Source organism: Micromonospora sp. WMMD730 (genome assembly GCF_049178955.1).
Lineage (GTDB): Bacteria > Actinomycetota > Actinomycetes > Mycobacteriales > Micromonosporaceae > Micromonospora > Micromonospora wenchangensis.
This window is the reverse complement of sequence record NZ_JBMHML010000002.1, coordinates 3,224,632-3,247,043: the sequence shown is the minus strand read 5'-3', so window position 1 is coordinate 3,247,043 and position 22,412 is coordinate 3,224,632. Positions and strand designations below refer to the sequence as shown.

Here is a 22,412-nt window from a genome sequence, read left to right as displayed (position 1 = left end):
CCGCCGGAGCCGACCCCGCGTCGATGTCCGCCGTCGTCGTCACCGGTCACGGCGTGCCACCCGAGGTGGTCACCCGCCCCCGACCGGTGCCGGCCGACGGTGAGGTGCGGGTACGCGTCACCGCCGCCCCGCTGACCCCGCTGGACCTGCTCTGCGCCTCGGGCACCTCCTACCTGGGCGCGCCGGCGTTGCCGTACGTCCCCGGGGTGCAGGGCGTGGGCACCCTCGACGACGGCACCCCGGTCTGGTTCCCCACCCGGGCGGGGATGGCGCCGGGCGACGGCAGCCTGGCCGGGTACGCGGTGGTCCCCGCCGCCGACCCGGTGCCCCTGCCGCCGGACGCCGACCACCACCTGGTGGCGGCCCTCGGGCTCTCGGCGGTCGCCGCCTGGGCGGCGTTGACCCTGCGCGGTGGCCTACGACCCGGGGAGGTGGTGCTGGTGCTCGCCGCCGGCGGCACGGTGGGGCAGGCCGCCGTGCAACTCGCCCGGCTCGCCGGGGCGGGACGGGTGGTCGCCGCCTGCCGGTCCGACGCCGCCGTCTACTCCGCCCGCCGCTGCGGCGCGGACGCGGTGGTCCGGCTCACCGCCACCGATGATCCGCAGACCCTCGCCCGGCGGTTCCGGCAGGCCGCCGACGGCCCGGTGGACCTGGTGCTGGACCCCCTGTTCGGGGTGCCCGCCGTGGCGGCCCTGCGTGCCCTGGCCCCGGGTGGCCGGCTGGTCAACCTCGGCGGGTCGGCCGCGCCGACCGCGACGATCGACTCGGCCACCCTGCGCGGCGGATCGTTGCGCCTGCTGGGCTACACCAACAACGAGCTGACCCCCGCCGAACGGGCCACGGCCATCACGCTGGTCGCCGGGCACGCCGCCGCCGGCCGGTTGACCGTCACCCACCAGGTGCGGCCGCTGGCCGAGGCGGTCGACGCCTGGGCCGACCAGCGGGCCGGCACCACCGCCGGTCGCCTCGTCCTGGTGCCCCCGGACTGACCGGCACCCGGCTCACCGCCGCCCGGCGGGTGCCGGGTCCCGGGCGGCCCGGGACACGCCGAGCCGGACGCCCACCACGAGGGCGACGACCGCGCCGACGACGAGCGGCAACCGGACCCCGGTCAGCGACAGGGTCTCCCGGAACGCCGTGGCCCCGACGAGCACCCCGGTGACCGGTTCGGTCAGGGTCAACGCGACAAGTGGCGCGGCGAGCCGTCCGTGCTGGAACGCGGCCTGGTTCACCTGCACGCCGAGCAGGGCGACCACCACCAGCGCCCACGACCTCGGGTCGAGGGCCAGCGCGACCGGGTCGCCGTGCCACCGGGCGGCCACCGCCTTGAGCAGGGCGGCGCTCACCCCGTAGAGGACCCCGGCGGCGATGCCGAGCAGGGTGCCCCGGGCCGCGTCGCCGGCCCGGCGGGCGGCGGCCAGGCAGCCGGCGACGACGGCGACGGTGCCGGCGGCGACCCACCCCCAGGCCGCCGCGCCCGGCTCGGTCACCCCGGCCCGGGGGTCGGCTGCGGCCAGGAAGGTGACCAGCCCGGCGGTGCCGACGAGGGTGGCGGCGAGGTCGCGCCGGTGCACCGGCTGCCGGCGCCAGCCGGCCTCGATCAGGATGGCCATGAACAGCCCGCTGGCCAGCAGCGGTTGCACCAGGGTCAGCGGTCCGTAGCGCAGCGCCACGGCGTGGGCGCCCACGCCGACGACGTCGGGGATCCAGCCGAGCTGCCAGAGTCGGGTCCGCACCAGCCGCGAGAGCAGCCGCAGGTCCAGCGCCCGCCGCCGCTGCTGCTGTTTGGCCGCGCGCTGGTGCAGCGTGGTGGACAGGGCGAACGCGAACGCCGCGACGAGCGCGGCCAGCACCGCGAGGGTCATGTCCCGTCCAGGTGGTCGCCGAGCGGGCCCACCGTCCACCCCCGTTGCCGGCACTCGTCGAGCAGGTGGGGGAGGGCGTCGAGGGCGGACCGCCACGCGCCGGGCGTGGCCGCGCAGGAGGAGTCGTGCAGCAGCACGGTGCCGCCGCCGCGCAGACCGCGACGGAGTTCGGCCAGGACCGACCGGGCGTCGGCGGTACGGGTCCAGTCCCGTCCCCAGCATGTCCAGAGCACCGGCCGCAGACCCAACCGGCGGGCGGCCAGCAGGGCCGGCCCGGTCGACACCCCGTACGGCGGGCGGTAGAACCGGGGCGTCTGCCCGGTGACGGCGACGGTCAGTTCGTGGGCGGCGGCGAGGTCGCGGCCGTTGGCCAGCGGCCCCCGCAGCAGCAGGTTGCGGTGTTCCCCGCCGTGCAGGGCGACCTCGTGCCCGGCGGCGACCAGCCGCCGTCCCAGCTCGGGGTGCCGGCGCAGCATCGTGCCGAGCAGGAAGAACGTGGCCCGTACCCGGTGGGCGGCCAGCACCTCCAGGAAGTGCGGGGTGGATCGCGGGTCGGGGCCGTCGTCGAAGGTCAGCGCGATCCGGTCCGGCGGTCCCACCCCGTCGAGCCGGTGCAGCAGTCGCCCCCGCAGCGCCGGCAGCGCGGTGACCGCCGGCGCCCCGTGCAGGCCGGCGGCGACGGCGACCAGGCCCGCCGCCAGCAGGCCCGCCGTCCGCTGCCTCACCGGTGGTCCCGCGTGGGGGCGAGCAGCGCCGCGACCACCGCCACGGCGTCGCCGAGGCCCCGGCGTGGCCGGTGGTACGCCCGGCCGTCACCGGGTACGGCGGCCATCGCGGTGACCAGTGCCTCCACGGCGGCCGGGTCGGCGGACAGCGGGTCGGGCCGGTCGCGCCGGCCGGCGGTCTCCACCAGCGCCGGCCGCAACTGCTCCACCGACGACGCGCGTCGGGTCAGGCCGGCCCGCGCGAGGATGCCGGCGTTGGCCCGCCCGTGTCCGGGCAGCGGCCGGTAGGTCACCACGGGCACCCCGGCGGAGAGCGCCTCCTGGCAGGTCAGGCCGCCCGCGTTCTCCACCACGACGTCCACCGCGCGCATCAGGGTCGGCATGTCGTCCACCCAGCCGAACACGTGCTCCCAGTCCCGGCGCAGCCGCTCGTAGAGCGGGGTGTTGCGCCCGCACACCACCACCGGTCGCGCCCAGCCGGTCGCGCCGACCTCCGCCACCGTGGTCTCGACGTCCCCGGCGCCCCACGCCCCGGCGACGATCAACGCCAGCCGGTCCTGCTCGGGCAGCCCGAACCGGCGGCGGGCCTGCCGCCGGTCGGTGCGGTGCGCGCCGCCGAAGGCGGGTGACACCAGCGGTTGCACCGTCGTGACCGGGGTGGCGTCGGCGTCGGCCGGGGGCGCCTCGGCGTGCCGCAGCGCGTAGTACCGGTCCACGCCGGGACTCAGCCAGGTGGGGTGGAGGGCGAAGTCGGTGACGTAGCTGACCACCGGGACGGTGAGCCGGCCCTGCCGGCGCAGCGGTCCGAGGAGTTGGTTGGCGAAGGGGTAGGTGGTCACCACGGCGAGGGTGTCCGGTGGGATGGCCCGGCCCAGCCGGCGTCGTACCGGTCGCAGCAGGCCGCGGATCAGTGCGACGGACAGCCGGGACCGGGCGGTCAGGGTGAACAGCGCGTCGTAGCCGCGGGGGAGCCGACGCAGCACGTCGCGGTACGCCTCCCGCAGCATCCAGCGCACCGGGCGCGGCAGCACGTCCAGCAGGTTCAGCCGGTCCACCGTGAGGCCGCGTTCCCGCAGCCGGCGGGCCAGTTCGCCGGCTGCGGTGTCGTGGCCGGCGCCGACGTCCGCCGAGATTACGAGGACCCGCCCTCGGCACTCCATGCGGGCGCGGATACCCGTCGCGGGTCGGGACAGTCCCGGGGGTGGCCGGCATCCGGTGCCGAAAACAGGAAGACGTCTTTACTGTTAACAAACTTTAATTTACCGTGGTGACAATCCCCCCTCGTCGAGGAGTACCCCATGCGCCGCACGATCACCGTCCCCCTGGTGACGACAGGTGCCGTCGTCACCTCCCTGGGCCTCGCCGCCCCCGCCCAGGCCCACGGCTACGTCTCCGCCCCGCCCAGCCGCCAGGCCCTCTGCGCACAGGGCAAGGTGCCCGACTGCGGGCAGATCCGCTACGAGCCGCAGAGCGTCGAAGGCGTCAAGGGCCTGCGCAGCTGCAACGCCGGCATCACCCAGTTCGACGTCCTGAACGACGACAACCGGGGCTGGCCGGCCACCCCGGTCGGCAGCACGGTCACCTTCACCTGGGTGAACACCGCCCGGCACGCCACCAGCACCTGGGAGTACTTCATCGGCGGCACCCGGGTCGGCGTCGTCGACGGCGGCGGCCGGCAACCCGAGGCCACCGTCTCGCACACCGTCAACCTCGGCGGCTTCACCGGCCGACAGAAGATCCTGGCCGTCTGGAACATCTCCGACACCGCCAACGCCTTCTACTCCTGCGTGGACGTGCAGATAGGCGGAACCGGCCCCACCCCCACCCCGAGCCCGTCGCCGACCCGCACCCCGGGCCCCACACCCACCCCGACCCGCACCCCGACCCCGACCGCCGCGCCGACCACCGGTGGCAGCTGGACGGCCGGTCGCAGCTACCAGGTCGGCGACGTGGTCACCTACCAGGCGGTGAGCTACCGGTGCCGGCAGGCGCACACCGCCCTGCCGGGCTGGGAACCGCCCTACGTGCCCGCCCTGTGGACCCGGATCTGACCCGGCCGTCGACCATGCCACCGCCTCGACCGGGCGTCACGTCCCCACCCGCCGCCGGCCCCCGACGGGCCGGCGGCGGCCGGCCACCCGTACCCGCCGGCCGACCCGGCCGCCGCCGGGGCACCCTGGTCGCCGTGGCGGCCCTGCTGCTCGCCGGATGCGCGTCCACCGCGCCCCGGCCACCCCCGCGCCGGCACCGTCGGGCACGACGACCGTGGTAGACGGAACCGACCTGGCGTTCCTGCACACCATGACCGCCCACCAGGAACGGACCCTGGCCATCGTCCGGGCCGCACCGCAGCGGGTCCGGGAACCCCGGTTGCGGACCCTCGTCGCGGCGATCGACGCCACCGAGAGCGACGAGGTGGCCCAGGCCCGCCGGTGGATCGCCGCCGCCGGCCCGGCTGGCGACCACCACCGGCACGCCCACCCCGACCCGGGCGACACCCCCGACCCGGTGGCACTGCTGCGCGGCACCCCGGACGCCGGCTACGACGCCGCCCTGGTGGCGGTGCTGGTGCCGCAGCAGCGGCAGGCCGCCGCGCTGGCCCGGGCGCACCTGGCGGTGGCGGTCGCCCCGGCCGTCCGCGACCTGGCCCGGCGCATCGACGAGTCCCGCACCGCGCAGATCCGACTGATCGCCGCGCTGCCTGTCACCCCGCCCACCCGCTGACCACCAACCGACGCCGCACGACGACGCCACACCGGAAACGGCCGATTCCGCCATCCGTACGGTCAGCGGGCCGAATCGTTCGGTCACCCCCGCGACATCGATGTTCCTCGTGTTTCCGGCCACCGGTATAGTCCCGGCAATCCCCATTGGAGGGTCGCAGGGAATACACGTGATCTGCGTGACGGCAGCTGGGCTGGAGGATGCGCTGTCCGGCTCACCATTCGTCGGACGGCGGCCGGAGGTCGCCCGCATCCGCGCCGCCCACGCCGACAGCGTCCGCACCGGCACCCAGGTCGTGTGCGAGGTGGTCGGCGACCCGGGAATCGGCAAGACCCGCCTCGTCCACGCCGCGCTGGACGGCTGCCTCCCGGCCCTGCCCCGGGCCGTCGGCACCTGCGTGGAAGCCGAGCGGGACATCCCGTTCCACGTCTTCCGGCACGCCTTCGGCGCCCCCCACCCCGTGAGCGTCGACCCACAGCACCCCACCGCCGTGCCCGACGGCCTGCCGACCCCGCCCGCCGTCGCTCCGCTCGACGTACGCCAGTTCCGCACCTACCAACTGGCCCGCCGGCTGCTCACCCTGGCCGCCCGCGACGGGCTGGCCCTCGTCCTGGACGACCTGCACTGGGCCGACACCTCGTCCATGGGGCTCGTCGCCCACCTGCTGCGCTACCCGGTGTCGGCGCCGCTGCTGCTGATCCTGGTCTACCGGCCCCGCCAGCTCGACACCGCGATGCCGTTCGGCCCGCCCGACGCCGGCGTCCCCGGCGGCCGGGGCCGGGAGCGGATCGAACTGGGGCCACTCAGCCTCGCCGAAACCGTCGCGCTGTACCCGGACGAGGACCCGGCCGACCTGGGCCGCCGCCACGACCGGGCCGCCGGCAACCCCGGCTACCTCGCCGCGCTGGACGCCGTCGGGCCGGCCGACGGCGACCGGGACGCTGCGCCGACCACCGGGCCCCGGCTCACCGACCGGGCCGTGGCCACCCTGCGCGCCGAGTGGGCCGGCCTGGCCCCGGTCGACGCGACCTGCCTGCGCGCCGCGGCCGTGTGCGGCACACCGTGCGGGGTGGACCTGCTCGCCGAGGTCGCCCGGCTGCCGGCCGGGCAGGTGACCGAGTCCGCCTGGCGTCTGGTCCGCCGGGACCTGCTGCGGGTCGTCCCGACCACGGCACGGTTCACCTTCCGGCACCCGGTGCTGCGCGCGGCGGTCGCGCAGGACACCGACCCGGCCTGGCGGGCGGAGGCGCACCACCGGGCGTTGACCGTGCTGCTCGCCCGGCAGGCCCCGCCGGCCGAGCGGGCGGAGCAGGCCGAACACCTGCTCGGGCTGCCCCACGGCCGGCCGGTCGAACCCTACGTCGACGTGCTCTGCCGGGCCGCCGAGCAGATCCGCGGCGACGCCCCGGAACTGGCCGTCCGCTGGTTGCGTACGGCGTTGCGCGCGGTACGCCCGCCGGCCGGCTCCCCGGACAGCCGGCACGACGTCACCCTGCTGCTGGCCCGGATCACCGGCGAGATGGGCAACCTCGCCGAGAGCCGCACCCTGCTGCGGGAGGTCGTCCCCGAACTGCCCGTCGATCCGACCGGCCGCCGGACCGCCGCCGTCGCCCAGTGGGTACGGGTGGAACGCCTGCTCGGCAACTACGCCGAGGCCGCCGCGATCAGCCGCCGGGAACTGGTCGGCACACCGACGCCGACCGCCGGGGCGTTCCAACTCGCCACCGAACTCGGCGCGATCGGCATCCTGTCCGGTCACCCGTCGCCGGTGCCCGGCGGCGCACCCGACGGCGAGGCCAGCGGCGTCGACCGGGCCGGCCTGCTCGCCGTGCGCGGACTCGCCGCCGCCCACGACGGTGAGGTGCAGATCGCCCGGGAGTTGCTCGCCGTCGGCGCGCCGATCGTCGACGCGCTGCCCGACCGGGACCTGCGCGAGCGCCCCGACTGCCTGCTGGCGTTCGGGCTGGCCGAGCTGTTCCTGGAACGCCCCGCCGACGCCACCCGGCACCTCGACCGGGGGATCACCCTGGTCCGGGACGCCCACCGCGACGACGGGCTCTGCCAACTGCTGCTCGGCCGCAGCCAGGTCGCCTACCACCGGGGCCAGCTCGGCACCGTGATCGGGCTGACCACCGAAGCCGGCGGCATCGCCCGCCGGATCGGCAGCCGTTCCCTGCTCAGCTTCGCCCTCGCCTTCGAGGCGCAGGCCACCGCGTGGCGGGGTGGCCCGCGCGACGACGAGCGCGCGGTGGCCCTGGCCCGCACCGCCGTGGAGCTCGCCAACGACCTCGACAGCTGGTCGGGACGGACCGCGGCGACCGCGCTGGCCACCGCGACACTGCTCGCCGGGGACCCCGCCACCTGTGTGGAGATGCTCACCGACGCCGGTGGCGACAGCCGGCTCACCCGCCTGCAGGCCTCCCTGCGACCGATGTGGCACGAACTGCTCTGCGCCGCCGCCCTGGCTGCCGGGGACCTGCCCGAGGCGTACCGGCGGGCCCGCGCCGCGTTGGCCGCCGCCGACCTGCTCGGCCTGCCCGGCCAGTACGCCTTCGCCGAATCGGCGTACGGAGAGGTGCTGCTCGCCCGGGGCGAGGTGCTGACGGCGCTGCCGTACCTGCGTACCGCGTCGGACCGGTTCCGGGCCGCCGGCATGACGCTGCGGCACAGCCTCGCCCTGGTCGCCATCGCCCGCGCCTCCGAGGCGGTGGACCAGCACGGCCCCGCCGGCCGGGCCCGCCGTCGGGCACAGGAACTGGCCGTCCGGTGCGGCACCGAACGGGTCGGCCTGCGACTGGCCCGGCCGGTGCGGGCGCTCGCCGAGACCGCCCTGACCGACCGGGAGTGGCACATCGCCCGGCTGGCCAGCACCGGCGTCACCAACCGGCTGATCGGCCGTCAGCTGCACATCAGCCCCCGCACGGTGGAGGCGCACCTGACCCGGATCTACCGCAAGGCGGGCGTGGAGTCCCGCTCCGGTCTGGTCGCCTGGGTGTCCCGTTTCGACGACACCGACCGCTGACCCGGGCCCCCGCTGCGGCGGCGTCAGCCCTTGTCGGCCAGGGCGCCGTCCCCGACGGGCGTCGGCTGTGGACCGTTTGTGTCCAGCAGGCCCGCGATGTGCGCCTCGGCCTGGTGCTCCACCGCCAACCGGAACGCCTCGGTGAGCACGTTGACCACCCCCTGGGTCAGCAGGATCGTCTCCCGGTCCCCGTCGGACCACGACGGCCGGGGCCCGCCACCCAGTTCGGGGGCGAGCGTCAACATCCGGGCGGTGACCTCCGCGACCAGTTCGTCGGCGAGGGGCCGGACGCTGTCGAGCACCTCACTGAGCGCCTGCAACGCCGGCACCGTGCCCATCCGGACCCGGTGCAGGTCCAACGCGGCACGCAACGGCCGGGGCCGCACCGTGCGCACCGTGCCGTCCGGCGCCCGCCCGATCACCCCGTGCCGGGTCAACGCGTGGGTCAACGCGGGCCGTTCGGCAGCCAACCGTTGCAGCATCGCGGTCAGCCCGTCGGAGGTGTCGTCGCTGCCCCGCACGCCGAGCATCGCCTCGATGGAGACCAGGTTGAAACCCTGCCGTTGCAGGGTCAGGATGGCCTCCAGCCGGCGGACGTGGGAGTCGTCGTAGAGCGCGACCCGACCCCGGCGCACCGGGGGTGCCAACAGCCGGCGGGCCTGGTGGGCACGAATGTTCCGCGCCGACATGCCCACCTTGCGGGCGAGTTCCTCAACGGTGTAGCCGACCGCGGTGCCGGCGGTCGCCGGCCCGGTCGTCACCCGGTCGATGGTCACGATGGCCTCCGCCTGCGTCGGGGACGGGGTACGGCGACCTGCCGGCCGGTTGCGGCGGACGGCAGACCCCCCGTGGCCGAGCGTATGGCCGGGCCACTCCCGGCGACATGAGGGGAACCACTACTTGCCCCCGACGGCGACCAACCATTATCCTCTGTGACCGCGCGATCACAGCATCCTCGGACGGCCGGATTCGCTGTCAGCGTCCCGGGGCGTCGGTGGCGCGGGCCGGGGCGCTGAACGGCAGGAGCACCCGGAACACGGTCGACCCGGGCACGCTCTCCACCCGGATGTCGCCGTGGTGCTTGTTGACCACGATCCGGTACGAGATGTCCAGCCCCAGCCCGGTGCCCTCACCGACGGCCTTGGTGGTGAAGAACGGTTCGAAGATACGCGGCCGGACCGCCTCGGCGATACCCGGCCCGGTGTCGACGATCTCGACGGCCAGCAGGTCGCCGGCCCGGCCGGTGCGCAGCGTCAGGGTGCCCTCCGGGCCCATCGCCGACAACGCGTTGTCGATCAGGTTCGTCCACACCTGGTTCAGCTCGGCCGCGTACGCCGGAATCGGGGGCAGGTCCCGGTCGTACGCCCGGACCACCCGCACCCCCGGCGGCACCTTCGCCTTGAACATGACCAGGGTGGCGTCGAGCAGGTCGTGCACGTCCACCACCTGGTGCGGGGCCCGGTCGAGCTGCGAGTACTGCTTGGCCGCGCCGACCAGGGTGGAGATCCGGGTGACCGCGTCGTCGATCTCGGCCATCAACTGCTCGGTGTCCAACGTGTACGACAGCCACCGCACCGCCGACTCCAGGTCCTGCTGGCCGACCACCTCGCGGACCTGCTCCAGCCAGGCGGTGTCCAGGCCGGCGGCGACAAGCGTCGGCGCCAGGTCCCAGCCGGCGGTGACCCGCTGCCCGTCCAGCCAGTCGGCCAGGGCGTCCTCGGCGTCGCTGGCCGCCATCGGCGACAGCTGCGGCGCGCGGGCGGCCCGCTTCACCGCCTCCTCCTGCAACTCCACCAGGGCGTGCAGCCGCCGGCCGTCGAGCCGGCCGTCGGCGATCATCGCCAGCTTGTGCCGCATCCCGGCGACCCGGTCCCGCAGCGCCGAGGTGGCCCGTACCGCCGCCCCGGCCGGGTTGTTCAACTCGTGGGTGAGCCCGGCCGACAGCGAACCCAGGGCGAGCAGCCGTTCCCGCTCGCCGATGATGGTCTGGGTGTCGCGCATCCCGAAGAACAGCCCCTCCAGCAGGTGCATGGCCATCGGGAACCAGGACCGTACCGCGTGGGCGAACGTCTCGGCGGGTAGCACCAGGAACGCGGCGTCGGTGACCGCGCGCAGCGTGTTCAGGTAGACCTGGTCGACCTGTCCACCGAGGTACGCCTGGGTGGCCCCGCCGTACACGCCGCGCTGGTCGGTGCGGGTGACCTCCAGGTCGTCGCCGTGCACCCGCCGGCTCATCGACACCGTGCCGGACAGCAGGGTGAAGAAGCAGGTCGCCTCCTCGCCCTCGGCGTAGACCACGGTGCCGGCGGCCCGGTGCTCGACCCGACCGTGTTCGGCCAGCCAGTCGAGCTGGTCGGCGTCGAGGGCGGCGAACAGGAACAGCTCCCGAATCTGGTCCGGGGTGAGTCGTTCGTCGGAGTCGCTCACTGTGCCTCCAGATAGCGGTGTACCAGCGAGACGGCCATGGCACCCTCACCGACCGCCGAGGCGACCCGCTTGACCGAGGAGGCCCGCACGTCACCGGCGGCGAACACCCCCGGCAGGCTCGACTCCAGGTGGTACGGGTCGCGGGCGAGGGTCCACCCCGGTGGTTTGCGGCCACCGACCGTCAGGTCCGGGCCGGCGACGATGAAGCCCCGCCCGTCGCGGACCAGCACCCCGTCCAGCCATTCGGTGCGCGGCTCCGCGCCGATGAAGATGAACAGCCACGAGGCGTCCACCTCGCGGACGTCGCCGCTGCGGGTGTCCCGCAGCCGCAGCCGTTCCAGGTGCCCGTCGCCCTCGCCGCCGACCACCTCGGTGTGCGGGTGCACCACGATCCGGTCGATCCGGTCCAACTGCTGGATCAGGTACGACGACATCGACGCGGTCAGGTCGGCGCCCCGGATCAGCAGGTGCACCCGGCTGGCGTACCGGGAGAAGTGCACCGCCGCCTGGCCGGCGGAGTTGGCCCCGCCGACGATCCAGACGTCCTGATCGACGCAGCTGGGTGCCTCGGTCGACGCCGCGCCGTAGAACACCCCGCGCCCGGTCAGGTCGGCCAGACCGGGTGCGTCGAGCACCCGGTAGGACACGCCGGTGGCCAGCACGACCGTGTGCGCGGCGATGGTGCTGCCGTCGCCGAAGTGCAGCAGCCGGGCCGCTCCGGCGCTCTCCAGCCCCACCACCTCGCGGGTGCTGAGCAGCTCCGCGCCGAACTTCAACGCCTGCCGGCGGGCCCGGTCGGTGAGCTGGGCGCCCGAGACCCCGTCGGGGAAACCGAGGTAGTTCTCGATCCGGCTGCTCTGCCCGGCCTGGCCGCCGGTGGCCCGCCGCTCCACCAGCACGGTGCGCAGCCCCTCCGACGCCCCGTAGACGGCGGCGCCGAGCCCGGCCGGCCCACCACCGACCACCACCAGGTCGTAGAAGTCGGCGGACGGGGCGACGGTGAGCCCCGCCACCGCCGCCAGTTCCGCCTCCGTCGGGGCGACCAGCGCCTTGCCGTCCGGGGTGACCACCAGCGGTACGTCGGTGGCGTCGGCCCCGGCGGCGGCGAGCAGCCGGCCACCCTCCGGGTCGTCGGTGAGCAGCCAGCGGTAGGGCACCAGGTTGCGGGCGAGGAAGTCACGGACCGCGAACGACGGGGCCGACCAGCGGTGCCCGACCACCCGGATCTCGTCGCTGGCCTGGTCGGGGCTGGCCAGCCAGGCCTCCAGCAGGGTGTCCACCACCGGGTAGAGCTTCTCCTCCGGCGGGTGCCACGGCTTGAGCAGGTAATGGTCCAGGTCGACCACGTTGATCGCGTCGATCGCCGCCTCGGTGTCGGCGTACGCGGTCAGCAGCACCCGGCGGGCGGCGGGGAAGAGGTCCATCGCGGCCTCCAGGAACTGGATGCCGTTCATCTCGGGCATCCGGTAGTCGGCCAGCATCACCGCCACCCGTTCGCCCCGCAGCTTGATCTCCCGCAGCGCCTCCAGCCCGCCGGGGCCGGAGTCGGCCCGGACCACCCGGTACCGGTCGCCGTACCGGCGGCGGATGTCCCGGGCGACCGCCCGGGAGACGGCGGGGTCGTCGTCGATGGTGAGGATCACCGGCTGTGCCATGGTGCCCATGTAAGCACAGCCGTCGGGCCGGTCGTCCGGGCCGCCGACGGCGGTCCGGCAGTGGTCGGCCCGACGGTGGTTATCCGTTGGTTTTCCCCCGGACACGGCCTATGGTTGCCCCCATGTACCCGGCCGTCAGCCTCCGCCCGACCGCCACCGGTTCCCCGGTGGCGGTGGTCGTGGTCGGCCGGTTCGGGGCGGTGGTTCCCGGCGGGACCGTTCCCGACGCGACCCTGCCCGCCGTCGTGCCCACCCAGGGGCGGCCGAGCCCGATCCCCGCCGGGCGTGGCCCACCCGGAGACCCCGCATCCTCCGCAACGGCCACCAGGGCGAAGCCACCAGGCTTCGGCCCTTTTTCTATTTCCCGGCTTCTCTGAGCCCGAAAGGACCCTTCCATGAGCACCGATCTGCACCACCAGGCCGACCAGCACCGGCTGACCATGCTCCGCGAGAGCCTCACCGACCAGTTCGCGTCGCAGACCGCCCGGTTGACCGAGCTGACCGCCGACACCGGTGACCCGGCCGAGGCGCACACCCGGGGCGCGCTGATCGCGGCGACCCGGCAGAGCCTGGACCACCTGGCCGGCGCGCTGCGCAGGATCGCCGAGGGGAACTACGGCCGTTGCGAACGCTGCGAGGTGTCCATCCCCGCCGAGCGGCTGGAGGTGCTGCCCCAGGCCCGCTTCTGCGTGCCCTGCCAGCAGAAGGCACACGGCTGACCCACCACGTCCGGCCCGCACCGGTGGGCCGGTTCCGGTCCCCACCCGCCGGCCCCCCGGGCTGGCGGGTGGGGACCGGTGGTCGGTTCGCATCCTTTCGAACTGATGACGGTGACGCGTCACCTGTCGACGGCGTCACACCGGGAGCCCGGCCCGGCAGCCCCGGAGGCCGGGAAACCTCGTCGTGGTGCCCGGTGCCGTGGTGCCCGGCCGGGAACCGAGCCGTTGACGTCGTCAGGTCGAAAGGACGCGCACCGGTCATCCCCACCCCGGATCCATCCCACCTAGCAGCCTAGGATGCCTTACAGGTGGTGACCCCGACTCCACAGGTGGTGACCCCGACTCCACCCGCGAGCAAGGCGGAAGAACAGCCACCGGACCAGGTGGGACGCAGAGGGAATCGGGGTCAGCCGGGGGACCGGTCGAGCCGGTACGGTGCTCGCCGTGACCGCAGACGATCGTCGGGCGGCTGGCCCGGTCGCCGTGCTCGCCAACCCTGTCGCCGGCCGGGGCCGGCACCGGGCGCTGCTGCCCAGGGTCCTCGACGGCCTCGCCGCCGCCGGGCACCCGGTGGAGCTGCTCACCGCGCACGACCCCGCGGGGGCCGAGGCGGCCTGCCACGCGGCGGTCGCCGCCGGGGCGTCCGCGCTGGTCGCGGTCGGTGGCGACGGCACGGTCCACCGGGCGCTGCAGGCGGTCGGCGGTACGGCGGTGCCGTTCGCCCCGGTGCCGGTCGGCACCGGCAACGACTTCGCCGCCGACGCGGGGTTCCCGGCCGATCCCCTCGCCGCCGTCGCGGTGATCGCCGCCGCGCTGCGGGCCGGCCGTACCCGTGGGGTCGATCTGGCCCGGATGACCGGCGGCGACGGCACCGACCGCTGGTACGGGGCGGTCCTCGCCGCCGGTTTCGACGCGATCGTCAACGAGCGGGCCAACCGGATGCGCTGGCCGCGCGGCCCCCGCCGGTACGACCTGGCGATCCTCGTCGAGCTGGCCCGGTTGCGCCCGCGCCGCTACACGCTGCGCCTCGACGGCGTCGCGCACGAGGTGGACGCGGTGCTGGTGGCGGTGGGCAACGGTGCCCGTTACGGGGGCGGTATGCGGATCTGCCCCGCCGCCGACCTCACCGACGGGCTGCTCGACGTGGTCGTCGGCGGCCGCTTCGACAGGCGCACCCTGATCCGGGTCAAACCGCGCATCTACGCCGGCACCCACGTGACGCATCCGCTGGCGAGCAGCTTCCGGGCCCGTACCGTCGAACTGGCCGCCGAGGGCATCACCACCTACGCCGACGGGGAGCGCTCCCTGGACCTGCCGGTACGGATCAGCGCGGTGCCTCGGGCGGTGCGTCTGCTGCGGTGAGCGGCCCCCTGGGGGCGGCGGCGCGGACCGCGCCGATGCTGGCGACGACCACCAGGCCGATCGCCAGCACCTCGACCGGGTGCAGGTCCTGCCCCAGGATCAGCCAGCCGGCGAGCGCGGCGAGCGCCGGACCGAGGCTCATCAGCACGGCGAAGGTCGAGGTGGCCAGCCGGCGCAGGGCCAGCAGTTCCAGCGTGTAGGGCAGCACCGAGGCGAGCAGCGCCAACCCGGCCCCGAGGGCCAGCACCCCCGGATGCCACAGCCGGGCCCCGGCGTCGGCCAGGCCGAACGGCAGGGACAGCAGCGCGGCCAGGGCGAGGGCGAGGGCCAGCCCGTCGGCCCGGGGGAAGCGACCGCCGACCCGCGCGGAACTGACGATGTACGCGGCCCACAGCGCGCCCGCCGCGAGCGCGAGGCCGACGCCGACGGGGTCCAGCCGGTCGAAGCCGCCCTGGCCCAGCAGCGCCACCCCGGCCAGCGCGAGGCCCGCCCAGCACCAGGCTGTCCACCGGCGGGCGGTCAGCACCGACAGGGTGAGCGGCCCGAGCACCTCCAGGGTCACCGCCGGGCCGAGCGGGATCCGTTCGATGGCCTGGTAGAAGACCGAGTTCATGCCGGCCAGGGCGAGCCCGAACGCGCCCACGGCCAGCCAGTCGGCCCGGTCGTGTCCGCGTAGCCGGGGGCGGCACACGAGCAGCATCAGCACCGCCCCGATGGCCAGCCGCAGGGTGACCGTGCCGGGGACGCCGACCCGGGGAAAGAGCAGCGCGGCCACGGCGGAGCCGAAGTGCACCGACAACGCCCCGCCGAGCACCAGCCCGACCGCCGTCGCCCGGCCGGACGACCCGGTCACGGGGAGGGCAGGGCCAGGTCGAGCACGGTGCCGAGACCGCTGGGGCGGCCTGGTCCGGCGGCCGGCAGCACCAGCACCCCGCAGCCGGCGGCGACCGCCCCGGCGTCGGCCGGGGTGTCCCCGACCATCAGCGTCCGTTCCGGGTCCACCCGCAGCATCCCGCAGGCGCGCAGGAAGATGCCCGGGTCCGGCTTGCACCGCCCCACCTCGTACGACAGCGCGTACGCGTCGACCAGGTCGGCCAGGCCCCAGGCGGCGAAGAGGGGGCGGATGTCGAAGCCGATGTTGCTGACGACCGCCACCGGGATCCCGGCGTCGCGGAGCGCGGTGAGCACCGGCGCGGTGTCCGGGTAGGGCACCCAGCCGTCCGGGGCCAGCACCCGCTCGTAGAGCGCCTCGGCGAAGCCCTCGATCCCGGCGTCCACCGTCTCGGCCAGCCCGGTGTACGCGGCCCGGTGGGCGTGCTCGTAGAGGTCCCGGTCGGCCCAGAGTTCGGCGAGCCGGGGTGGTACCCGGGCCGGCAGCGGGCCGCCGGCCCGGCCGGCGGTGAGCAGCCGGTCGGCCAGCGCCGTGGCCCGCATCCGCTCCAGCTCGACCCCGCACGTCGCGGCGGCGGCGACCACCCAGTCGTGGGCCGGTTCGACCTGGGCGAGGGTGCCGTGGAAGTCGAAGAGCACCGCCTGGACGCGATGGCGGGACGCGCCCGCCCGGGTGGCGTGCGTGACGCCGTTCGGGGTCGGGGACGGTTCGGCATGATCCGGCACGTCGTGCACCCTACCGACCCGCCCCGACGGCCGTGCCGGACGGCCTTGGCGGGTGGGTGTCGGTGGTACCGATTAATCTTGCTGACATGTCGAGCCCCGCCGAGCGGTACGCCGAGGCCCGTCGCCGGGCTGCCCAGGCCGCCCAGTTCCCGGCCCTGGAAGAGTTCACCCTCGACCTGGGGTTCGACCTCGACGACTTCCAGCGGGAGGCGTGCCAGTCGCTGGAGCGGGGCAGCGGGGTGCTGGTCTGCGCCCCGACCGGGGCGGGCAAGACGGTGGTCGGCGAGTTCGCCGTGCACCTGGCGTTGCGGGGCGTGCCGGGTGCGGCGTCGCCGGCCGGGGACGCGCCCCCCGCCCCCCGGCGCAAGTGCTTCTACACCACGCCGATCAAGGCGCTGTCCAACCAGAAGTACCACGACCTGGTGCAGCGTTACGGTGCCGCGCAGGTCGGGCTGCTCACCGGCGACAACGCGATCAACGGGGACGCCCCGGTGGTGGTGATGACCACCGAGGTGCTGCGCAACATGCTCTACGCCGGTTCGGCCACCCTGGCCGGCCTGGCCTACGTGGTGATGGACGAGGTGCACTACCTCGCCGACCGGTTCCGGGGCGGGGTCTGGGAAGAGGTGATCATCCACCTGCCCTCCTCGGTCACCCTGGTGTCGCTGTCGGCGACGGTCTCCAACGCCGAGGAGTTCGCCGACTGGCTGGTCACGGTGCGCGGTGAGACGGCGGTGGTGGTCAGCGAGCACCGGCCGGTGCCGTTGTGGCAGCACATGCTGGTCGGCAGGCGGATGTTCGACCTGTTCCACGACGCCGACGCGGCCCGCAAGCACGACGTGCACCCGGAGTTGTTGCGCTACACCCGGGAGCAGACCCGCCGGCTGGAGCTGGGGGAGGGGCGCAGCGCCGGCCCCGGCGGCGGTCGGCGTGGTCCGCGCTGGCGGGGGCCGCTGCGTCCGGACATCGTCGACCGGCTCGACCGGGAGGGGCTGCTCCCGGCGATCCTGTTCATCTTCAGCCGGGCCGGCTGCGCCGCCGCCGTGCAGCAGTGCCTGGCGGCCGGTCTGCGGCTGACCTCGGCGGAGGAACGCGCCGAGATCCGTCGGGTGGTGGAGTCCCGGGTCACCGCGATCCCCGGCGAGGACCTGAGCGTGCTGGGCTACTGGGAGTGGCTCGACGGCTTGGAGCGTGGTCTGGCCGCCCACCACGCCGGGATGCTGCCGGTGTTCAAGGAGGTCGTCGAGGAGTTGTTCGTCCGGGGGCTGGTCAAGGCGGTCTTCGCCACCGAGACCCTGGCGTTGGGCATCAACATGCCGGCCCGGTGCGTGGTGCTGGAGCGGCTGGTCAAGTTCAACGGCGAGGCCCACGTCGATCTGACCCCGGGGGAGTACACGCAGCTCACCGGGCGGGCCGGTCGGCGGGGCATCGACGTCGAGGGGCACGCCGTGGTGGTGTGGTCGCCCGAGACCGATCCCCGGCACGTGGCGGGCCTGGCCTCCACCCGCACCTATCCGCTGCGGTCGAGCTTCCGGCCGTCGTACAACATGGCGGTCAACCTGGTCGGTAGCGTGGGTGCCGAGCCGGCCCGTGCGCTGCTGGAGTCGTCGTTCGCCCAGTTCCAGGCGGACCGGTCGGTGGTCGGGCTGGCCCGCCAGGTGCAGCGCAACACCGAGACCATCGACGCGTACGGCGCGGAGGCGGCCTGTCACCAGGGTGACTTCGACGAGTACTTCGCGCTGCGGGTGGCCATCGCCGACCGGGAGCGGACCATCGCCCGGCAGGGGCAGACCCAGCGCAAGGCCGCCGCGGTGGCGGCGTTGGAGCGGTTGCGGGTCGGTGACGTGATCCGGGTGCCGTCCGGGCGGCGCGCCGGGCTCGCGGTCGTCCTCGACCCGGCGACCGGGGGGTTCGGTGAGCCCCGGCCGCTGGTGCTCACCCAGGACCGTTGGGCGGGGCGGGTGAGTCCCGGCGATTTCACCACCCCGGCCGAGGTGCTGGCCCGCATCCGGGTGCCCAAGCACTTCAACCACCGTTCGCCGGCCGCCCGGCGGGATCTCGCCGCCGAGGTCAGCGGCACCGGGCTGGACCGGCACGGTGGCCGGCGGGGTGGCCGGTCCCGGCAGGCCGCCGGTGAGGACCACCGGCTCAGCCAGCTCCGCACCGAGTTGCGGCGGCACCCCTGCCACGCCTGCCCGGAGCGGGAGGATCACGCCCGGTGGGCGGAGCGGCGTCGGCGGCTGGAGAAGGACACCGACGAGCTGCGGCAGCGGGTGTCGGGGCGGACCGGCTCCCTGGCCCGGACCTTCGACCGGATCGTCGCCCTGCTGACCGCCCGGGGTTACCTGTCGGCCGACGGTGGGGTGACCGACGCCGGTCGGATGCTGGGCCGGATCTGGACGGAGGCCGACCTGCTGGTCGCCGAGTGTCTGCGGCGGGGTGTCTGGGACGGTCTGTCGCCGGCGGAGCTGGCCGCCGCCGTCTCGGTGGTGGTGTTCGAGGCCCGGCGGGACGTCGACGAGCGGGCGTCGCTGCCGCGTGGGCCGGTCGCCGACGCGGTCGACGAGACGCTCAAGCTGTGGAGCGAGATCGAGGCCGACGAGGCGCAGCGGGGCCTGACCGCCACCCGGGAGCCGGATCTGGGGTTCGCCTGGCCGATCTACCGGTGGGCGCGGGGGGAGACCCTGGCCAAGGTGCTCGCCAGTGGGCACCAGTTCGACGGGGAGATGCCGGCCGGGGATTTCGTCCGCTGGGCCCGACAGGTCGCCGACCTGCTCGGTCAACTATCCGACTCCGGTGGGGCGTCGACGGAGTTGCGGGCCACCGCACGGCAGGCGATCGCCGCCGTGAACCGGGGCGTACTCGCCCATTACCCCTCCGCCTGATCATCACTTTCGGTCACCCTCGGGCGGTGAATCGACGCATCGGACGGTCACCGTGACGGCACCCCCCGGATTGCCGGGGGGGCCGCTGTTGCGCCTGCTCGCAGGCTCCCCGATCATTGCTCGGGCGCGGTCGCCTACGCGCCGGTAATGAGTGGGGGGAAGACCGCTGTGGCGGAGATCAATCACTTTGAGTACGGGTGGATAACACCGGCGCTGAGTTACGCGCTGTCCGTGCTCGGTTCGTTCCTCGGTCTGGTCTGTGCCGGGCGGATCCGTACCGCCACCGGTTCCGGCCAGCGGTTCTGGTGGGGCCTGCTGGCCGCCTGGGCGATCGGTGGCACCGCGATCTGGGCGATGCACTTCATGGCCATGCTCGGGTTCGCGGTCACCGGCACCCGCATCCGGTACGACGTGCCGCTGACCGCCGCGAGCACGGTGATCGCCGTCACCGCCGTCGGGATCGGCCTGGCGATCGTCGGCACCGGCCGGCTCGGTGCGGCGAAGGTCCTCGGGGGTGGCCTGTTCACCGGGATCGGCGTCGCGGCCATGCACTACACCGGGATGGCCGCGATGCGGCTCAACGGTGACCTGAACTACGACGCCACCCGGGTCGGGCTGTCGGTGGCCATCGCCATCGTCGCGGCCACCGTGGCGCTGTGGCTGGCGATGACCGTCCGCCGGGGCCTGGCGATCGTCGGTTCCGCCCTGGTGATGGGGGTGGCGGTCAACGGCATGCACTTCACCGGGATGAGTGCCCTGTCGGTGCACCTGCACGGGCAGCGCGGCGAGGTGACCGGCGCGGGGGTGAGCACCCTGCTGGTGCCGATCGTCCTCGCGGTGATCTTCGTGGTGGTGGGGTTGGTCTACGCGCTGCTGGCCGCGCCCACCGACGACGACCGGGCCGCCGCCGCCTACCTGCAGGCCCGGCAGGTCAACGCGCCGGTCGTCGAACCGCAGGCGGCCCCGGACCCGGTGGGCCTGCGCGCCCGGTCGACCACCCTGGGCCGGCCGGGCACCCCGTTCCCGTCCCGTCGGGACGCCCCGCCCCCGCCGTCGCGCTGACCGCCGCAGGCTCCGACGGCGGGATCCCGACCGTCCGGTCGGTGGTGCGGGGCGGACCGGTGGACGATCCGCCCGCACCGCCTCCGCGCGGTCAGTGCTGGGCGAGGGCGTCGACGAGCCGCCGGCACGAGCCGGCCAGGTTCCACCGCTGGGCCAGCTCCAGCAGCCGGTCGGGGTCGGCGGGCGCCGTCGGCAGCGTGGTCGGCAGCGCCGGCAGCGGCACGTCGGTGGCGACCCGGACCACCTTCGGGGCCACCGCCAGGTAGTCGCGGGCGCCGTCGAGCTTGGCGCGTAGCCCCGGGGCGAACCCGGAGCCGGGATCATCGAGCGCGGCGAGGATGCCGGGCAGGTCTCCGTAGCGGTCGATCAGCCGGGCGGCCGTCTTCTCGCCGACCCCGGGCACCCCGGGAAGCCCGTCGCTCGGGTCACCGCGCAGGGCGGCGAAGTCGGCGTACCGGTCGGCGGGGACACCGTAGCGGGCCCGGACGGCGGCGTCGTCGCAGTCGTCGAGCTTGGCGACCCCGCGACCGATGTAGAGCAGCCGGACCCGGCGCTCGTCGTCGACGAGCTGGAACAGGTCGCGGTCGCCGGAGACCACCTCCACCGGGCCGGGCTGGGTGACCGACAGGGTGCCCAGCACGTCGTCGGCCTCGTAGCCGGTCGCGCCGACGGCGGTGATGCCGATCGTGGCCAGCACGTCGAGGATCACCGGCACCTGCGGGGAGAGGGTGTCGGGCACCTCCTCGCCGCCGGCCGGGGCGACCCGGTGCGCCTTGTACGACGGCAGCAGCTCCACCCGCCAGGCGGGCCGCCAGTCGTGGTCGAGCGCGCAGACCATCCGGTCGGGCCGGCGGGTGCGGACCAGCTGGGCGAGCATGTCGAGGAACCCGCGCACGGCGTTGACCGGCTGGCCGTCGTCGGTCCGCGCCGCCGACTCGGGCACCCCGAAGTAGGCCCGGAAGTAGAGGCTGGGCGCGTCGATCAGCAGGATCGGCTGTTGGTCTGCCACGCCCGACAGCCTGGCACACCTCACCGACAGGATGAGGGACGCCCACCGGCCGCACCGGCCCGGTCTCCGCTGTCACCGGCGGCTGGCCTCCCTCGCCGCGGTCGGAGGTCGGCAGCGCCTTCCCGAGGTGCCGCGGATCCACAGCGTTCTGTCAGCCGGATCCGGTTGACACACGATTCATTTTTCGTGAATCCTTAATCGTAGTTCGAGGGGGAGTACCCAGACGCTCAATGCGCCGTCGTCAGTACGGATCCGGCCCATCCGGGTTCCGGCGGCCAAGCCACCGGTGCGGTGGCTCGGGGAGACCTTCGACCAGCACGCCGGCCCGCGGTCGCGGGTCCGGCTGGTCGAAAGGTATCCCCGTGGCCGTCTCCTGGTGGATCTGGGCCCTGCTCATGCTCGCGGTGGCCGCGATGCTCGCCGTCGATCTGTTCCTGCACCGCGACAACCACGTCATCGGCTTTCGTGAGGCCGCAGTCTGGTCGGGCATCTGGATCACCGCCGGGCTGCTGTTCGGCGTGATCCTGTGGGTGTGGCAGGGCAGCGACGTGGCCGGCACCTACTACGCCGGCTACCTGATCGAGAAGGCCCTGTCGATCGACAACGTTTTCGTCTTCGCGCTGATCTTCAACTATTTCGCCGTACCGCCTGCGTTCCAGCACAAGGTGCTGTTCTGGGGCGTCATCGGCGCCCTGCTCTTCCGCCTGGTGTTCATTTTCGTCGGTGCCGAACTGCTGGAGACCTTCTTCTGGACCGCGTACGTGTTCGGCGTGTTCCTCATCTACACCGGCTACAAGATGGCCTTCCGGCACAGCGGGCAGACATCGCCCGACCGCAACCCGGTCGTGCGCCTGGTCGGTAAGATCATCCCCACCGACGCCACCTATCACGGCGACAGGTTCTTCACCCGCATCACCGGCAAGCGCGTCGCCACCCTGCTGTTCGTGGTGCTCATCGCGGTCGAGGCCACCGACCTGATCTTCGCCATCGACTCCGTGGCCGCAATCCTGGCCATCACCACCAGCACCTTCATCGTGTGGACCGCCAACGCGTTCGCCATCCTGGGCCTGCGCAGCCTGTACTTCTGCCTCGCCGGGCTGCTTCGCCGCTTCGTCCACCTGCACTACGGCCTCGCCGTCCTGCTTGGCTTCGCCGGCGTCAAGCTCATCCTGTCCGAGACCCCGGTCGGGAAACTGCCCATCCCGGTCACCCTCGGCGTGATCGTCGTGACGCTCACGGTGTCGATCGGGTGGAGCCTGCGCTCCACCCGCGGCACCACCGCTCCGCGGGAACACCGATGACCGCGATCCACCTGCCACCACCATCGTCGGCCTCGGCCT

The 22,412-nt window shown here is 74.4% G+C and carries 18 protein-coding genes; 9 read left to right on the top strand and 9 right to left on the bottom strand.

From position 1 onward, the window contains the following. Positions 1-23: 23 nt before the first annotated feature. The gene (locus ACN265_RS14285; protein ID WP_421407988.1) at positions 24-989 is read left to right on the top strand and encodes a quinone oxidoreductase family protein; all 966 of its coding nucleotides are present in this window, start codon (positions 24-26) and stop codon (positions 987-989) included. 12 nt (positions 990-1,001) lie between these two features. Here ACN265_RS14285 and ACN265_RS14280 read toward each other — a convergent pair whose 3' ends face one another. Genes ACN265_RS14280 through ACN265_RS14270 form a run of 3 tightly spaced genes read right to left on the bottom strand, consistent with a single transcriptional unit; the run spans position 1,002 to position 3,750 of the window. Next, positions 1,002-1,865 carry a DMT family transporter gene (locus tag ACN265_RS14280; protein ID WP_421407986.1) on the bottom strand — a complete coding sequence of 288 codons (864 nt, stop codon included), beginning with the start codon at positions 1,863-1,865 and terminating at the stop codon, positions 1,002-1,004. After that, on the bottom strand, positions 1,862-2,590 hold the full coding sequence (locus ACN265_RS14275; protein ID WP_421407984.1) for a polysaccharide deacetylase family protein: 729 nt from the start codon (positions 2,588-2,590) through the stop codon (positions 1,862-1,864). Before ACN265_RS14275 ends, ACN265_RS14280 begins: the two co-directional genes overlap by 4 nt. After that, the gene (locus ACN265_RS14270; RefSeq protein ID WP_421407981.1) at positions 2,587-3,750 is read right to left on the bottom strand and encodes an MGDG synthase family glycosyltransferase; all 1,164 of its coding nucleotides are present in this window, start codon (positions 3,748-3,750) and stop codon (positions 2,587-2,589) included. The genes ACN265_RS14275 and ACN265_RS14270 overlap by 4 nt, the downstream gene beginning before the upstream one ends. A gap of 138 nt (positions 3,751-3,888) precedes the next feature. On the opposite strand from ACN265_RS14270, the gene ACN265_RS14265 reads away from it, so the two are divergent. The 3 genes from ACN265_RS14265 to ACN265_RS14255 all read left to right on the top strand — a co-directional run bounded on the left by ACN265_RS14265 (position 3,889) and on the right by ACN265_RS14255 (position 8,336). Continuing rightward, on the top strand, positions 3,889-4,641 hold the full coding sequence (locus ACN265_RS14265) for a lytic polysaccharide monooxygenase (protein ID WP_357927574.1): 753 nt from the start codon (positions 3,889-3,891) through the stop codon (positions 4,639-4,641). 214 nt (positions 4,642-4,855) lie between these two features. Further along, positions 4,856-5,314: a DUF305 domain-containing protein gene (locus tag ACN265_RS14260; protein ID WP_421407979.1), complete on the top strand. Its 459-nt coding sequence runs from the start codon at positions 4,856-4,858 to the stop codon at positions 5,312-5,314. A 178-nt stretch (positions 5,315-5,492) separates the two neighbouring features. Beyond that, positions 5,493-8,336, top strand: a complete 2,844-nt coding sequence (locus ACN265_RS14255; protein ID WP_421407977.1) for an ATP-binding protein — start codon at positions 5,493-5,495, stop codon at positions 8,334-8,336. Between the two features lie 23 nt (positions 8,337-8,359). Here the strand turns inward: ACN265_RS14255 and ACN265_RS14250 are convergent, their stop codons facing one another. From ACN265_RS14250 to ACN265_RS14240, 3 genes are all read right to left on the bottom strand, one after another. Continuing rightward, on the bottom strand, positions 8,360-9,112 hold the full coding sequence (locus ACN265_RS14250; protein WP_420119490.1) for a MerR family transcriptional regulator: 753 nt from the start codon (positions 9,110-9,112) through the stop codon (positions 8,360-8,362). Between the two features lie 199 nt (positions 9,113-9,311). Beyond that, entirely contained in the window at positions 9,312-10,763 is a 1,452-nt protein-coding gene (locus ACN265_RS14245; RefSeq protein WP_421407975.1) for an ATP-binding protein, read from the bottom strand. Next, positions 10,760-12,418 carry an FAD-dependent oxidoreductase gene (locus tag ACN265_RS14240; protein ID WP_357927584.1) on the bottom strand — a complete coding sequence of 553 codons (1,659 nt, stop codon included), beginning with the start codon at positions 12,416-12,418 and terminating at the stop codon, positions 10,760-10,762. Before ACN265_RS14240 ends, ACN265_RS14245 begins: the two co-directional genes overlap by 4 nt. 395 nt (positions 12,419-12,813) lie before the next feature. Between ACN265_RS14240 and ACN265_RS14235 the strand changes: the two genes are divergently transcribed. Together ACN265_RS14235 and ACN265_RS14230 are read left to right on the top strand one after the other, a co-directional pair. Next, positions 12,814-13,137, top strand: a complete 324-nt coding sequence (locus tag ACN265_RS14235) for a TraR/DksA family transcriptional regulator (protein WP_421407973.1) — start codon at positions 12,814-12,816, stop codon at positions 13,135-13,137. 435 nt (positions 13,138-13,572) lie between these two features. Next, the gene (locus ACN265_RS14230) at positions 13,573-14,499 is read left to right on the top strand and encodes a diacylglycerol kinase family protein (RefSeq protein ID WP_357927588.1); all 927 of its coding nucleotides are present in this window, start codon (positions 13,573-13,575) and stop codon (positions 14,497-14,499) included. Here the strand turns inward: ACN265_RS14230 and ACN265_RS14225 are convergent. Beyond that, positions 14,462-15,352 (bottom strand): EamA family transporter, encoded by an 891-nt coding sequence (locus ACN265_RS14225; RefSeq protein ID WP_307826104.1) that lies wholly within the window; start codon positions 15,350-15,352, stop codon positions 14,462-14,464. The two genes, ACN265_RS14230 and ACN265_RS14225, sit on opposite strands and share 38 nt — an antisense overlap. Then, entirely contained in the window at positions 15,349-16,116 is a 768-nt protein-coding gene (locus ACN265_RS14220; protein WP_421407971.1) for an HAD family hydrolase, read from the bottom strand. Before ACN265_RS14220 ends, ACN265_RS14225 begins: the two co-directional genes overlap by 4 nt. 86 nt (positions 16,117-16,202) lie before the next feature. Here ACN265_RS14220 and ACN265_RS14215 point away from each other — a divergent pair, with 86 nt between their 5' ends. Further along, complete coding sequence (locus tag ACN265_RS14215) at positions 16,203-19,001, top strand: DEAD/DEAH box helicase (RefSeq protein WP_421407968.1); 2,799 nt, start codon at positions 16,203-16,205, stop codon at positions 18,999-19,001. A 168-nt stretch (positions 19,002-19,169) separates the two neighbouring features. Then, positions 19,170-20,063 carry an MHYT domain-containing protein gene (locus ACN265_RS14210; RefSeq protein ID WP_204924239.1) on the top strand — a complete coding sequence of 298 codons (894 nt, stop codon included), beginning with the start codon at positions 19,170-19,172 and terminating at the stop codon, positions 20,061-20,063. A gap of 91 nt (positions 20,064-20,154) precedes the next feature. Here the strand turns inward: ACN265_RS14210 and ACN265_RS14205 are convergent, their stop codons facing one another. Then, positions 20,155-21,072, bottom strand: coding sequence for a 5'-3' exonuclease (locus tag ACN265_RS14205; RefSeq protein WP_421407967.1), 918 nt, complete (start codon positions 21,070-21,072; stop codon positions 20,155-20,157). Positions 21,073-21,434: 362 nt separating this feature from the next. Here ACN265_RS14205 and ACN265_RS14200 point away from each other — a divergent pair, with 362 nt between their 5' ends. Beyond that, positions 21,435-22,373: a TerC family protein gene (locus ACN265_RS14200; RefSeq protein WP_420115261.1), complete on the top strand. Its 939-nt coding sequence runs from the start codon at positions 21,435-21,437 to the stop codon at positions 22,371-22,373. Positions 22,374-22,412 lie beyond the last annotated feature (39 nt).